The sequence below is a fragment of the Geodermatophilus arenarius genome, assembly GCF_042654585.1.
GTDB lineage: Bacteria > Actinomycetota > Actinomycetes > Mycobacteriales > Geodermatophilaceae > Geodermatophilus > Geodermatophilus arenarius.
The window spans coordinates 1-13,724 of the sequence record NZ_JBHSGR010000042.1 but is presented as its reverse complement, the minus strand read 5'-3'; the positions used below and the strand labels follow the sequence as shown (position 1 = coordinate 13,724).

Below are 13,724 nucleotides of genomic sequence, written 5' to 3'. Positions count from 1 at the left end.
TGGTACTGCCCCGGAGACGGGGTGGGAGAGTAGGACGCCGCCGGACAACCATTCAGGAACGGGGGTCGGAGCCATTGGCTCCGGCCCCCGTTTCGCGTGTCCGGCACACCATTCCGGTGCTCGAACGAGTGCCGCCCTTGCGACCGAGGTACTGACGACGACATGACTGCTCCTCGACGAGGCTCCGCCGGACGTGGCCGGCCCGACGGCCAGGACCTGCGCGGCGGTGCACGCTCGCGGCGGGACGACCGGGCGGGTGGCTCCTCCGGCAGGGGTGCGACCGGTCAGCGGGGGTCCGGCTCCGGCCGACAGAGCGCCCAGGGCCGCCGTGACGGTGCCGCCTCCGGTGAGCGCAGCGGTCGACCGCCGGCCGGTGGCCGCCGGATCGGAGGCCAGCAGGAGCCGCGCGCCGGTGGCGCCCGTGGTGACGCGGGGTGGCAGGACCGCCGTCCGGTCGCCGGTGGACGGTCGGAGGGTTCGTGGCGGGACCGTCGTCCTGCCGGCGACCGGGCCGAGCGCTCCTGGCAGGACCGCCGTCCCGGTGCGGATCGCAGCGAGCGGCCCAGTCAGGACCGCCGTCCGGGTGGGGATCGCACCGAGCGGACGTGGCAGGACCGCCGTCCCGGCGGTGACCGCCCGCAGCGGTCCTGGCAGGACCGGCGTCCCGGTGCCGACCGCACCGAGGGCTCCTGGCGTGATCGCCGGACCGGTGGCGGCGACCGGCCGGAGGGCGCGTGGCGGGACCGCCGCCCGTCCGGGGACCGTCCCGGCGGCGACCGTGGCCGGGACGGCCGCGGAGCCGGCCCCCAGGGCGGCGCCCGCTCCTGGGAGGACCGCCGCTCCGCCCGCCCGGCGGACCGGAGCGAGCGCCCTGCCGGCCGGGACCGGGACCAGGCCGCCGGCCGCCCGTCGGGTGCGGGACGTCCCGACCGCTCGGGTGGGGGCAACTGGCGCGAGCGCCGGCCGAGCGAGGACCGTCGCAGCCGCCCCGGTGGGCCGGCCCGGGTGGACCGCACGCCCCCGGCGCCCGCCGGCCCCCTGCTGCCCGACTGGGCCGACCCGCGAGACCTCGACCCCGCCGTCCGCGCCGGCCTCCGGGGGCTCGACTTCCGCAACGCCGAGACGGTCGCGCGGCACCTGGTGGTCGCCGGCACGCTCGTCGACGAGGACCCCGAGCAGGCGCTCGCGCACGCCCGGGCGGCGCGCGACCGGGCGTCCCGGATCGCCCTGGTGCGGGAGGCCGTGGGTGTCGCCGCCTACCACGCCGGTGACTACGCCGAGGCCTCGCGTGAGCTCCGCGCCTACCGGCGGATGAGCGGCGACCAGGGCTACCGGGCCGTGCTGGCCGACTGCGAGCGGGCGCAGGGACGTCCCGAGGTGGCGCTGCGGCTGGTCCGCGAGGCGCTGGCCGAACAGCCCGACCGCGACGAGACCGTGGAGCTGCGACTCGTCGAGGCGGGCGCCCGTCAGGACCTCGGTGAGGAGTCGGCGGCCCGGCTGGTGCTCGAGGGGGCGCTCGGCGGACGGCCCCGGCCCGACGGCGTGGACTGGGAGGACGAGCCCACCCGCCGGCTGGCCGTCGCCTACGCCGACCTCCTCACCGCCACCGACGACCCGGCCGCCGACGCCTGGCAGGAGGCCGTGGCCGCTGCCGCGCCCGAGGAGGACGACGTCGCGTTCGGCGAGGAGGAGCTGCCGGAGGTCCCCGACGTCGATCCGGCCGCGGACGACGACGCCGTGGCGGCGGACGGGGACGACGCCGACGCGGGGGACGACGAGCTGGACTTCGACGCGGACGTGGAGCGCGAGGTGGCCGAGCTGCTCGGTGAGGTCGAGCCGCCCGCCGAGGACGAGCCGGGGCACTGACCACCGACGATCGAGTCCCCGTCGTCCACACGGCGGCCGCCGGTCCACAGGCGCCCCGGGGCGCCTCCCGGGCGTCCGCGGCCGGGTGAGGCTGCCGCCATGAGCGTGGCAGTCATCGACCGGAACGACGTGGTGCTCCGCGGGCGGCTCTCGGCCCCCGCGGAGCTCAAGGCCCTCCCCAGCGGGGACACCCTGGTCACCTTCCGCCTGGTGGTGCGCCGCCCCGAGACCCGGGCCCGCGGGCAGTCGGTCGACGTGCTGACCTGCGTCACCTACGACCGCGCGCTGCAGCGGCGGGTGGCGGCCTGGGAGGCCGGGGACGTCGTCGAGGTCGAGGGCGCACTGCAGCGGCGGTTCTGGCGCACGCCGGGCGGCACGGCCTCGGTGTGCGAGGTCAACTGCCGGCGCGGTCGCAAGGTGCCGCGGAGCGGTGCCGGGGGGACGGTGCGGACGGCGTGAGCGGCGGCGGGCCGGGCCGGCGGCGTCGGTCAGTCCCCGTGGGGGCGCAGGACCAGCCCGGTCCGCGGTTTGGGCACGAACAGCGTCGACTTGCGCGGCATCCGGGCGCCCGCCCGCGCCACCGCGGCGACGTCCGTGGGGGAGGGCGGCCGCAGCAGCAGCGCCACCCCGTGGCGCCGGTCGGCCAGACCCAGCGCCTCGGGGACGTCGTGGGCGACGAGCACCGACCCGGGGTCGTCGGGCCGGCCCCACAGGTGCCCGATCAGCCCGGTGGTGGCCAGCACGACGTCGAGTCCGCGCCAGGCCGGCGGCGCCTCGGCCGGCACGGTCGCCCGGACCTCGGCCGACGGCTCGGACAGGCGCAGCAGCCGGCGGCCGTCGCTGAGCAGGAACAGACCCCCGGCCGAGGCGTGCGCCCGCCGGACGGCGACCTCGAGGTCGTCGGGGTCAGGGCCGGCGGGGACCTCGGTGACGGTGAAGCCGCGGGCGGCGGCCTCCGCGGCCACGTCGAGGGAGAGGTCGGGCACGACGCGGTGGATCGCCTCGACCCGCAGCCCGCCGGCGCCCATCGGCGTCAGCAGCGCGAGCACCCGGCAGTCGCCGTCGGGACGGGCCCGGTGCAGCGCGCGTGCCGCGGCGAAGCGGTGGTGGCCGTCGGCGATCACCGCCCCGGTGCGGGCGAGGGCCCCGGACAGGCGGCGCAGCACCTCCCGGTCGGCGACCCGCCACAGGCGGTGCCGGACGCCGTCGGGATCGGTGACGTCCATCGTGGGCGGGCCGCCCGGCGCCGCCTGCGTCAGCGCGGCGACCTCCGGCTCCGGGTCGTGGGCCAGGACGATCGGCTCGAGGTCGGTGGCCGTGGCCGCGAGCAGCGCCCGGCGGCCCTCGACGGCGGCCGGGAAGGTGTCCTCGTGCGGCAGCACCGCGCGGCCACCCGCGGCGGCGACCGCGACCGCTCCCAGCCAGCCGACCGTGGCCGCGCCCTCGACCGGCTGCATCTCGTACAGCCACAGGGCCGCCTCGCCGTCCCGGACCAGCACCCCGGCGTCCTCCCACTCGCGCAGCGTGCGGGCCGCGCGGGCCGCGGTGCCCTCGCCGGTGCTGCCGCCGCAGGGGCCGGTGGCCCCGGCCGTGCCGGGTCCGGACGTGCCGCCGGGCAGGATGAGGCGGACGATGTTGTGCGGATCGGCGGCGGCCAGCCGCTCGCGGCCGTCCGGCGTCACCAGGTCGTAGGCTGGCGAGCTCACTCGGGCCAGGTGCCCGGGGTCGTGTCGCCGGTAGGTCAGGGCCCGGAACGGACGGACGTCCAGTCCCGCCACAGCGTGGGGCAGAGGGCCCGCCGACGACGAGTGCACGACGGGATCGTAGGAGCCGTCGGCCACGCACCGCCGCGGCAGCCGGGTCCCCGGTCCCTGCCGGGCCTCGCACCGGCCGGCGCGCACGCGAGCGGCAGGAGCGGGAGGACAGCGGTGTCGACAGCAGGCTCACCGGAGGACGACCTCCCGGGCGGGGGTGTGCCCGGGGGCGGGGTCTACGAGTGGTACCGGCGCGGCCTGGACCTGCTCAGCGGCGGCGACCCGGCGGCCGCGGCGACCCTGCTCGCCCGGGCGGCGGAGGCCGAGCCCGGCTCGCGCAGCATCCTCGAGGCGCTGGCCCGCGCGCAGTACGACGCCGGGCGCTACCGGGACGCCCTCGACAGCTTCGCCGAGCTCGCGGCGGTCAACCCCACCGACGACTACGCCCAGTTCGGCCTCGGCATGGCCGCCAGCCGCGCCGGCGAGCTGGGCCTGGCCGCCGAGCACCTCGCGCTGGCGGTCGCCATGCGCCCGGACCAGGCGCACTACGCCCGCGCCCTGCGCGGGGTGCGGGCGCGGCGGGCGTCGGGAGGGGGAACGGCGTGAGCGACCCGTCCGCGCGGCCGGCTCTCGCGGCCGGCAGCCCCCGGCCGCCGGCCGAGGTGCACGACGTCGCGCTGCTGGACCTCGACGGCGTCGTCTACGTCGGGCCGGACGCGGTGCCCGGCGTGCCGCAGGCCCTCGCCACCGCCCGCGAGTGGGGGATGCGGCTGGGCTTCGTCACCAACAACGCCGCCCGACCGCCGGAGGAGGTGGCCCGGCACCTGACCGACCTCGGCGTACCGGCGAGCGCGGACGAGGTCATCACCAGCTCCCAGGCGGCGGCGTCGGTCGTGGCCGGGATGCTCGGGCCGGGCGCGCGGGTGCTGCCCGTCGGCGGTCCCGGTGTCGCGGCGGCGCTGCGGGCGGCCGGGCTCACCGTCGTCGAGCGCGCCGAGGACGAGCCGGCCGCGGTGGTGCAGGGCTACGGCCGCGAGGTGGGCTGGGCGCAGCTGGCCGAGGCGGTGGTCGCCGTCCGCAACGGCGCCCGCCACGTGGCCACCAACGCCGACGCGACCATCCCCTCGCCGCGGGGTCCACTGCCCGGCAACGGGGCGATGGTCGGCGTGGTCCGCGACGTCACCGGCCGCGAGCCGCTGGTCACCGGCAAGCCGGACCCCGCCATGCACGCCGAGTGCGTCCGCCGCACCGGGGCGGAGCGCCCCCTGGTGGTCGGCGACCGGCTGGACACCGACGTCGAGGGCAGCCACCGGGCCGGCGCGGCCAGCCTGCTCGTCCTCAGCGGGGTCACCGTCCCCGCCACCCTGCTGGCCGCCGGCCCGCTGCACCGTCCCGACCTGCTGGCCGCCGACGCCGGCGGGCTGCTGGTGCCGCACCCGCCGGTCACCGCCGAGGACGGCGGGTGGCGCTGCGGAGGCTGGCTGGCCACCGCGGACGGCGACGGCCTGCTGGAGCTGCGCGCCGGGGAGGGCGCCGGCGACGGCCTGGACGGGCTCCGCGCCCTGTGCCTCGCCGCCTGGACGGGAACGCCCGGGAGCGGGCCGGCCAGGGTGCTCGCCGCGGACGGGGAGGCGCGCCGCGCGCTCACCGCGTGGGGGCTGGCGGAGCGGTGAGACAGCGCGCCGGCACGAGCGGCCGGGCGAGCCGACGGGGTGTCCGCGGTGTCCTCGGGCGGCCCGCGCCGTCGTCTCCGGCCGGTACCCTCGCGGGCCAGGGGCGCCGCACCGCGCCGCCCCGTGCCCGCCGTCCGGCGACCCCGTCCCCCCTCCCGTCCGAGAGGTCAGCGCCATGACCGAGCCGACCCGGCCGCGACCGGTCCCCGGCCCGCCGCGGCCCGGTCCCGCGGGCGTCCCGGCCCGGCCCGTCCCCGCGGGGCCGGTCGTCGACGCGACGGACGCCGACCGGGGCACCGACGTGCCCGAGCAGCCGGGGACACGGTTCGCCGACCTGGCGCAGCGCCCGGTGGGGGAGCACGTCGCCGTCTTCGAGGCCGAGCACGACCGGCTGAAGCGCGAGCTCGGCACGATCGACCAGCTCTGATGCCGCGCCGCAGCCGACTCGACGCCGAGCTGGTCCGCCGGGGCCTGGCCCGCTCCCGCGAGCACGCCGTCGAGCTGATCACCGAGGGGCGGGTCGCCGTCGCCGGGCGCGCCGCCACCAAGCCGGCCACCGGCGTGGAGGCCGGCACGCCCGTCGTCGTCCGCACCGACCCCGACGAGCACCGCTGGGTCTCCCGGGGCGCGCACAAGCTGATCGGCGCCCTGGACGCCTTCGCCGTGCCGGTCGAGGGCCGCCGCGCCCTGGACGCCGGCGCCTCCACCGGGGGCTTCACCGAGGTGCTGCTGAGCCGGGGTGCCCGCGAGGTGGTCGCCGTCGACGTCGGCTACGGCGAGCTGGCCTGGTCGCTGCGCACCGACGACCGGGTGCGGGTGCACGAGCGCACCAACGTCCGCACGCTGACGCCGCAGCAGATCGACGGCCCGGCCGACCTGGTGGTCGCCGACCTGTCGTTCATCTCGCTGCGGCTGGTGCTGCCCGCGCTCACCGCCTGCGCGACCGACGACGCCGACCTGCTGCCCATGGTCAAGCCGCAGTTCGAGGTCGGTCGCGAGCGGCTGGGCTCGGGCGGGGTGGTCCGGGACCCGGCGGCGCGCGCGGCGGCCGTGCTCGAGGTCGCCGAGGCCGCGGCCGCGCTGGGCTGGGGCACCGCCGGCGTGGTCGCCAGCCCGCTGCCCGGCCCGGCCGGCAACGTCGAGTTCTTCCTGCGGCTGCGCCGCGACGCCGGCGCGCCGGCCGAGGAGGACGTGCGCCGCGCCGTCGCGGAGGGACCACGGTGACGCGGGGGACCGGCCGGGCGGGCACGCCCGTCCGGGGGGACGCTGGGGACCGGCGGCGGACACCGCGGCACAGGGCACAGGCGGGCAGAGCAGCCCGGATCGAGGAGGACCGATGAGCGAGGCCGGCCAGGGCGGATGGCGCCCGGGAGGCGGGCGGCACGTGCTGCTGGCCGTGCACACCGGGCGGCAGGACATCACCGAGCTGGCCCGCAGCTCCGCCGCGCGGCTGGCACGCGCCGGCATCACCGTGCGCGTGCTCGACGACGAGGCCGAGGCGCTCGGCATCGAGGGCGCCGAGGTGGTCCCCGCCGACGCCGAGGCCGCCCGCGGCGCCGAGATCGTCATGGTCTTCGGCGGCGACGGCACCTTCCTGCGCGCCGCCGAGCTCGCCCGCTACAGCCACGCCGCGCTCATGGGCGTCAACCTCGGCCGCGTCGGCTTCCTCGCCGAGACCGAGCCGGAGGCGGTCGAGGAGACGCTGACGGCGATCGAGCAGTGCGCGTACGCGGTCGAGAAGCGGCTGGCCATCGAGGTCGACGTGCTCGACGCCGCCGGCAACGTCGTCGCCGGGACGTGGGGGCTCAACGAGGTGTCGGTGGAGAAGGCCGAGCGCTCGCGGGTGCTCGACGTGGTGGTCTCCATCGACGGGCGGCCGCTGACCAGCTTCGGCTGCGACGGCGTCCTGTTCGCCACCCCCACCGGCTCCACCGCCTACGCGTTCTCCGCCGGCGGCCCGGTGGTGTGGCCCGACGTCGAGGCGATGCTGCTGGTCCCCAGCAACGCGCACGCGCTGTTCTCCCGGCCGCTGGTCACCTCGCCCGACGCCGTGCTCTCGGTCGCGGTCCCGCCCGACGGCAACCGCGCCCGGGTCTCGGCCGACGGCCGGCGTGCGTTCGACGTCCCCGACGGCGGCCGCGTCGACGTGCGGCGCGCGGCCCGGCCGGTGCGCATCGCCCGGGTGCACACGACGACGTTCGGGGACCGGCTGGTCGCCAAGTTCGGGCTGCCGGTGCGCGGCTTCCGCGAGGTCCGCCGGCACGACCCCGGCCACGAGCTGCGGTCCTCACGGAACGTCCTCGCCCGCGACGTCGTGTCCTACCCGGGCAACGGCGACGGGGGCGTCCGGGAGGAGGTGCGCGGTGGCGCCGCGGACCCCGACGCGTGAGCGCACCGGCCGCGCGCGCACCGCGCCCGCCGCCGACCCCGCCGTCCCGGCCGACACCGACGGCGGCCGCCCGCCCGCCCGCCGCGAGGACGCTGCACCGCGCACCGCGCACGGCCTCGGCCGGCTGACCGAGCTGCGCATCCGCGGCCTGGGCGCCATCGACGACGTCACCCTCGAGCTCGGCCGCGGCCTCACCGTGGTCACCGGTGAGACCGGCGCCGGCAAGACGATGGTCGTCACCGGCCTGACCCTGCTGTTCGGCGGCCGCGCCGACCCCGGCCGGGTGCGCGCCACCGGGCGGGCCGGCGTCGAGGGCCGGCTCGAGCTGCCGCCGGACTCCCCGGTGTGGGAGCGGGCCGCCGACGCCGGCGCCGAGCCCGACGACGACGGCAGCCTGATCCTCGCCCGCACGGTCAACGCCGAGGGCCGCTCGCGGGCGCACCTGGGCGGGCGCAGCGTGCCGGTCGGCGTCGTCTCCGAGCTCGCCGAGGGCCTGCTGGCCGTGCACGGGCAGAGCGACCAGCTGCGGCTGTCCCGCCCGGCCGAACAGCGGCACGCCCTCGACCGCTACGCCGGCCCGGCGCACCTGCAGCTGCTGGAGACCTACCGCGCCGCCTACGCGCGGTGGCGGGAGCTCGCCGCCGACCTCGACCGCCGCCGCGGCCAGGCCCGCGAGCTGGCCCAGGCCGCCGAGGTGCTGCGGCACGGCCTGGACGAGATCGAGGCGCTGGCGCCCGAGCCGGGCGAGGACGAGGCGCTCGACGCGCAGGCCAAGCGGCTGGGCGACGCCGACGCGCTGCGCGCCGCGGTCGACGAGGCGCGCACGGCGCTGGTCGGCGACGTCACCGGCGACCTCGGCGCCGAGGGGCTGCCGCAGGACGCCACCGCGGCGCTGGCCACCGCCGAGCGCGCGCTGGCCGGCACCGACGACCCCGCGCTGGTCCTGCTCGCCCGCGACCTCGCCGACGCCGTCGCGGTCGTGTCCGACGTGAGCGTGCAGCTGGCCGGCTACGTCGCCGACCTCGACGCCGACCCCGCCCGGCTGGCCGAGGTGCTCGACCGGCGCGCGGCGATCACCGCGGTGGTGCGCAAGTACGCCGACCCGGGCGAGGGGCTGGCCGGCGTCCTGCGCTGGGCCGAGGACGCGCGCGCCAAGCTCGACGCGCTCGACGTCTCCGACGAGGCCCTCGAGGCGCTGGAGGCCGCCCGCGACACCGCCCGCGCCGAGGTCGACGACCTCGCCGCCCGGGTATCGGCCGGCCGCCGCGCCGCCGCCGACGGGTTCGCCGCCGAGGTGGGCCGGGAGCTCGCGGGCCTGGCGATGAAGAGCGCGCGGGTCTCCTTCTCGATCGACAGCCACCCCGACCAGCCGGGGCCCGACGGCGTCGACGAGGTCGCGCTGCTCATGGCCGCCCACCCCGGCGCCCCGCCACGGCCGGTGCACCGCGGCGCCTCCGGCGGTGAGCTGTCCCGGGTGATGCTCGCGATCGAGGTGGTCTTCGCCGGCGCCGACCCGGTGCCGGTGATGGTGTTCGACGAGGTCGACGCCGGCGTCGGCGGGCAGGCGGCCGGGGAGATCGGGCGGCGGCTGGCCCGGCTGGCCCGCGACCACCAGGTCGTCGTCGTCACCCACCTCGCGCAGGTGGCCGCCTTCGCCGACACCCACCTCGTGGTGGACAAGTCCCCGGACACCGCCGCGGGTGTCACCGCCACCGACATCCGGGCCGTCGACGGCGAGGACCGGGTGCGGGAGCTGGCGCGCATGCTCTCGGGCCTCGCCGACAGCGAGACCGGGCAGGCGCACGCCCGCGAGCTGCTCGCCGTCGCCGCCGCGGCGCGCACCGCGTAGGAGCCCGGCCGGTCGTACACGACCGGGTGGTGGGACGCAGGAGTGTCGATCGCGTGACGGGGGTAGGCGGGACCCGTGCGCGCCGACGTCCCGCTCCCGTCACCCCTCGCCGCGGCCTGCCCCGCCCGGACCGCCGGGGGTGACCGGTGAGCTGCTTCAGCTCCGCCGACGAGTCGGCGCACTACGGCTTCTCGGTCTGCATGCTGCTGCAGCAGTACCGCGAGCAGCTGGGGTGGGAGACCGCGCCGCTGGTCGAGCTGGGCACCGGTGACGCCTCGGCGATCGCCGACGTCGTGCAGGGCCTGCCCGGCCTGCGCGTCCGCAGCTACGACATCAGCGAGGACTCGGTGCGGAAGGCGCGGGCCAACGTCGCCGAGCGCGGGGTCGCCGACCGCTACACCGTCGAGCTCGGCGACTTCTTCGACCAGGCCGACGCCGCCGGCGGCGAGCCGGTGACCACCGCGATCGCCAACCCGCCCTACATCCCGGCGCCCGACCGCGACATCCTCATGCCCGAGCTGTGGGGCGGCGTCCGCGGCAACGACCTCACCCTTCAGCTGCTCAAGGCCGGCTACGACCACGTGGTCACCGCGGTCGCCAGCTACGCCGATCCGGTCACCACCGTCAGCACCGCCGCCGACCTCGGCTACCGGGTGGTCAACTTCCTCGCCATGGGCCTGGACTACGGGCCCTACAGCAGCGAGCCGAAGGTGCGCGAGCAGATCCGCCGGATCGTCGCGGAGGGCCGCGGATGGGCCGGCGACGACGAGTACATGGTCGCCGTCGCGCTGTTCACGAAGGACCCGGACATCCCCGGCGACCGCGCCGACCAGCTGCTGCGGGCGCTGCAGCTGCCGGCCTGAGCCGGGCGCTCAGCCCAGCGGCACGCACAGCGCCGTCGGGTGCCCGCCCGCGGGGCGCCGCCGTCCGCGGCGGTGAGCTCGACGGTCGCGGCGAGCCCTCGGCCGGCGCGGTCAGCGGCGCTTCGCGTAGCCCGCCAGGCCGAACTGCAGCAGCGACAGCCCGCGGCGGCCGGCGGTGCGCAGCTCCTCGGCCAGCTCGGGGCCGGTGACGCCGGCCAGCACCCGGTCGCGGGCCAGCTCCAGCAGCCGCCCGTAGAGAGCGGTGACCGCCGCGGCGGTGAGCTCGGGTTCGACCGCGCCGTCGCCGGCGCCGGTCTCCGCGCGGATCTGCGCCGCCAGCGCCGCGGTGAGCTCGCCGAGGATCTCCCGCTCGCGGGCCTGCAGCGTCCGCGAGCCCCGGACGACCTGGGCCATCGCGGCCACGCCCTCGGCGGCCTCGGGCGTGCCGAGCATGGACATCGCCCGGACGACGAACGTCCCCGCCGCCGCGGCCACCGACTCCCCGGCCGGGCGGGTGGCGACGGCGTCGAGCAGCGCGGTCCGCATCGGCGGGTCGGCGGCGAGGACCAGCCCCTCCTTGACCGGGAAGTGGTTGAAGACCGTCTTCTCCACCACGCCCGCGCGCTGGGCGATCTCCACGACGCTCACCGCGTCGAAGCCGCGCTCGGCGAACAGCTCGGCGGCGGCGTCGACGATCCGGTCGTGGGTCTCCCGCCGCCGGCGCTCCCGCACGCCCGAGCCGCGCCGCTCCCGCCGCCGGGCGGCCCGACGCTCCCCGGCCGGCGCATCCCCGGGCCGCCCGGCGGGGGCGGGCGGCGGGCCGGGCACGGGGACCGGTGCGGGCGCCGGGCCCCCGGGCACAGCGCGGATGTGCGGGGGAGCCGTCGTCTCCGGCCCTTCCTCCGCGGCCCCGGGACGGGTCGCCGGGATGCTGGCAGCAGGAGCCCCACGTGTCACAGCGGGCAACGCTAGACAGCGCCGCTGGGAGATGGAGCGGTGCTGGTGGGACGTGCGTGCCGGGCGTGTCGCGTCGGCCGTGGTGTCGGACACCCTGCGTGACCAGGCCGTTGCAGTTGCGCGTCGGAGGAGAACCGCCGACGGCGTGCGTGGGACCATCGGCCAATGCGCATCGGCACCCTGCGACGGAGCCGGGCCCAGGAGGCGGCACCCGGGGTGAGCGGCACCGTCCGGCTGGACCGTCGCACGAAGAACCTCACCAAGCGCCTGCGGCCCGGCGACATCGCCGTCATCGACCACGTGGACATCGACCGGGTCAGCGCCGACTCCCTCGTCGCCGCCCGGGTCGGCGCCGTCGTCAACGCCGCGCCCAGCATCTCCGGGCGCTACCCGAACCTCGGCCCGGAGATCATCACCGCGGCCGGCATCCCCCTCGTCGACGGCGTCGGCAAGGACGTGTTCGCCGCGCTCAAGGAGGGCGCGCAGGTCCGCGTCGAGGGCGACACGCTCTACGGCCCCGACGGCACGGCCGTCGCGAAGGGCACCGAGCAGACGCCGGAGACCGTCGCGACCGCGATGGCCGAGGCCAAGGCCGGGCTGTCCACGCAGTTGGAGGCGTTCGCCACCAACACGATGGAGTACATGAAGCGCGAGCGCGCGCTGCTGCTCGACGGCGTCGGCGTGCCCGACGTGCAGACGGCCATCGAGGGCCGGCACGTGCTCGTCGTCGTCCGCGGCTACGACTACAAGGAGGACCTGCAGGCGCTGCGGTCCTACATCCGGGACTACCGGCCGGTCCTCATCGGCGTCGACGGCGGCGCGGACGCGCTCATCGAGGCCGGCTACTCGCCGGACATGATCATCGGCGACATGGACTCGGTCAGCGACCACGTCCTCAAGAGCGGCGCCGAGGTCGTCGTGCACGCCTACGTCGACGGCCGCGCCCCCGGCCTCAAGCGGGTGCAGGACCTCGGCGTCGACGCGATCACCTTCCCGGCCGCGGCGACCAGCGAGGACATCGCGATGCTGCTGGCCGACGAGAAGGGCGCCAAGCTCATCGTCGCCGTCGGCACGCACGCCACGCTGGTGGAGTTCCTCGACAAGGGGCGCGGCGGCATGGCCTCGACCTTCCTCACCCGGCTGCGGCTGGGCGGCAAGCTGGTCGACGCCAAGGGCGTGAGCCGGCTCTACCGCAGCCGCATCTCGACCGCCGCGCTGGTCGTGCTCGTGCTCGCCGCGCTGGTCGCCATCGTCGCCGCCCTGGCCGTCACCACCGCCGGGCGGATCTACTTCGACCTGCTGGTCGACCAGTGGGACAGCTTCGTGTTCTGGTTGGAGAACCTCTTCTCGTGATCGACTTCCGGTACCACCTGGTCTCCCTGATCGCGGTGTTCCTCGCGATCGCCCTGGGGCTGGTGATCGGCGCGACCCAGCTGTCGGGCCCGCTGCTGGACAACCTGCAGGGCCAGGTCACCTCGCTGCAGGACGACAAGCGCGCGCTGGAGGACACCACCCAGGACCTGCAGACGCAGGTCGACAGCAGCCAGGCCTTCGAGTCCGCCGTCGCCCCGGCCCTGGTGCAGGGCGCGCTGACCGGCCGCAGCGTGCTGCTGGTGCAGGCCTCCGAGGAGGTCACCACCGACACCGTCGAGGAGGTCACCGCGCTGGTCACCGAGGCCGGCGGGACGATCTCCGGGCAGGTCTCGCTGGCGCCGGAGTACAGCGACCCGGCCAGCGAGGCGGGCCTGCAGAGCTACGTGACCGGCCCCGGCCGCCCGGCCGGCGTCGTGCTGCCCGAGACCGACGACACGGGCCAGCTGGTCGGCGCGCTGCTCGCCCAGGTCCTCATGGTCCCGGCCGACGGCACCCCGGCCCCCGACACCGCCGCGGTGTCCACCGTGCTGGCCGGGCTGTCGGCGCTGGAGGTCCTCTCCCAGGACTCCGCGTCGGTCACCCCGGCCGACTTCGCCGTGGTGCTCACCGCCGGGGCGCCGACCGGCGAGGACGCCGCCGACCGCAACGACGTGCTGCTGGACCTGGTCACCGCCCTCGACGCCGAGGGCTCGGGCGCGGTCGTGGCCGGCGACGCCGACTCGGCGGGGGAGACCGGCCTGGTGGGCGTCGTGCGCGCCGACCCCGCGGTCTCCGCGGCGGTCTCCTCGGTGGACAACGTGACCAGCCCCTCGGGCCAGATCAGCACCGTGCTGGCGCTGGGCCGCGAGCGCGAGGGCACCTCCGGCAAGTACGGCACCGGGGAGGACACCCAGCCGGTCCCGCCGGTGCCCGCCACCACCCCGTGACCGGCCGCCGGCTCCCGCGCCGCACGACCGGCCGCCGGTTCCTGCTCGCCGGCGCCGGCGCGCCCGCCGTCGG

Annotated in this window: 13 protein-coding genes; 11 read left to right on the top strand and 2 right to left on the bottom strand. The window is 77.8% G+C overall.

Features of this window, described 5'->3' with window-relative positions:
* The first annotated feature begins 1,005 nt into the window (after positions 1-1,005).
* Complete coding sequence (locus tag ACFO3M_RS22535; RefSeq protein WP_387994426.1) at positions 1,006-1,866, top strand: tetratricopeptide repeat protein; 861 nt, start codon at positions 1,006-1,008, stop codon at positions 1,864-1,866.
* 99 nt (positions 1,867-1,965) lie between these two features.
* The gene (locus tag ACFO3M_RS22530; RefSeq protein ID WP_387994423.1) at positions 1,966-2,325 is read left to right on the top strand and encodes a single-stranded DNA-binding protein; all 360 of its coding nucleotides are present in this window, start codon (positions 1,966-1,968) and stop codon (positions 2,323-2,325) included.
* 29 nt (positions 2,326-2,354) lie between these two features.
* On the opposite strand, the gene ACFO3M_RS22525 is transcribed toward ACFO3M_RS22530, so the two are convergent.
* Complete coding sequence (locus tag ACFO3M_RS22525; protein WP_387994420.1) at positions 2,355-3,644, bottom strand: DUF1015 family protein; 1,290 nt, start codon at positions 3,642-3,644, stop codon at positions 2,355-2,357.
* Between the two features lie 150 nt (positions 3,645-3,794).
* On the opposite strand from ACFO3M_RS22525, the gene ACFO3M_RS22520 reads away from it, so the two are divergent.
* The 7 genes from ACFO3M_RS22520 (at position 3,795) to ACFO3M_RS22490 (ending at position 10,394) form a co-directional block, all read left to right on the top strand.
* A complete protein-coding gene (locus ACFO3M_RS22520) occupies positions 3,795-4,226 on the top strand; it encodes a tetratricopeptide repeat protein (RefSeq protein ID WP_387994417.1) in 432 nt (143 codons plus the stop codon).
* Complete coding sequence (locus tag ACFO3M_RS22515; protein WP_387994415.1) at positions 4,223-5,293, top strand: HAD-IIA family hydrolase; 1,071 nt, start codon at positions 4,223-4,225, stop codon at positions 5,291-5,293. Before ACFO3M_RS22520 ends, ACFO3M_RS22515 begins: the two co-directional genes overlap by 4 nt.
* Positions 5,294-5,468: 175 nt before the next feature.
* Positions 5,469-5,720 carry a hypothetical protein gene (locus ACFO3M_RS22510; protein WP_387994413.1) on the top strand — a complete coding sequence of 84 codons (252 nt, stop codon included), beginning with the start codon at positions 5,469-5,471 and terminating at the stop codon, positions 5,718-5,720.
* The gene (locus ACFO3M_RS22505) at positions 5,720-6,517 is read left to right on the top strand and encodes a TlyA family RNA methyltransferase (protein ID WP_387994410.1); all 798 of its coding nucleotides are present in this window, start codon (positions 5,720-5,722) and stop codon (positions 6,515-6,517) included. The genes ACFO3M_RS22510 and ACFO3M_RS22505 overlap by 1 nt, the downstream gene beginning before the upstream one ends.
* A 112-nt stretch (positions 6,518-6,629) precedes the next feature.
* Positions 6,630-7,682, top strand: a complete 1,053-nt coding sequence (locus tag ACFO3M_RS22500) for an NAD kinase (protein ID WP_387994407.1) — start codon at positions 6,630-6,632, stop codon at positions 7,680-7,682.
* The gene (recN, locus tag ACFO3M_RS22495) at positions 7,657-9,531 is read left to right on the top strand and encodes a DNA repair protein RecN (RefSeq protein ID WP_387994404.1); all 1,875 of its coding nucleotides are present in this window, start codon (positions 7,657-7,659) and stop codon (positions 9,529-9,531) included. The genes ACFO3M_RS22500 and recN overlap by 26 nt, the downstream gene beginning before the upstream one ends.
* Positions 9,532-9,677: 146 nt before the next feature.
* Positions 9,678-10,394, top strand: coding sequence for a class I SAM-dependent methyltransferase (locus ACFO3M_RS22490; RefSeq protein ID WP_387994401.1), 717 nt, complete (start codon positions 9,678-9,680; stop codon positions 10,392-10,394).
* Positions 10,395-10,505: 111 nt separating this feature from the next.
* Here ACFO3M_RS22490 and ACFO3M_RS22485 read toward each other — a convergent pair whose 3' ends face one another.
* Positions 10,506-11,126, bottom strand: coding sequence for a TetR/AcrR family transcriptional regulator (locus ACFO3M_RS22485; protein ID WP_387994399.1), 621 nt, complete (start codon positions 11,124-11,126; stop codon positions 10,506-10,508).
* A gap of 441 nt (positions 11,127-11,567) precedes the next feature.
* On the opposite strand from ACFO3M_RS22485, the gene steA reads away from it, so the two are divergent.
* Entirely contained in the window at positions 11,568-12,704 is a 1,137-nt protein-coding gene (gene steA, locus ACFO3M_RS22480; RefSeq protein ID WP_387994397.1) for a putative cytokinetic ring protein SteA, read from the top strand.
* Positions 12,701-13,651 carry a copper transporter gene (locus tag ACFO3M_RS22475; RefSeq protein ID WP_387994394.1) on the top strand — a complete coding sequence of 317 codons (951 nt, stop codon included), beginning with the start codon at positions 12,701-12,703 and terminating at the stop codon, positions 13,649-13,651. Before steA ends, ACFO3M_RS22475 begins: the two co-directional genes overlap by 4 nt.
* The last annotated feature ends 73 nt before the right edge of the window (positions 13,652-13,724 follow it).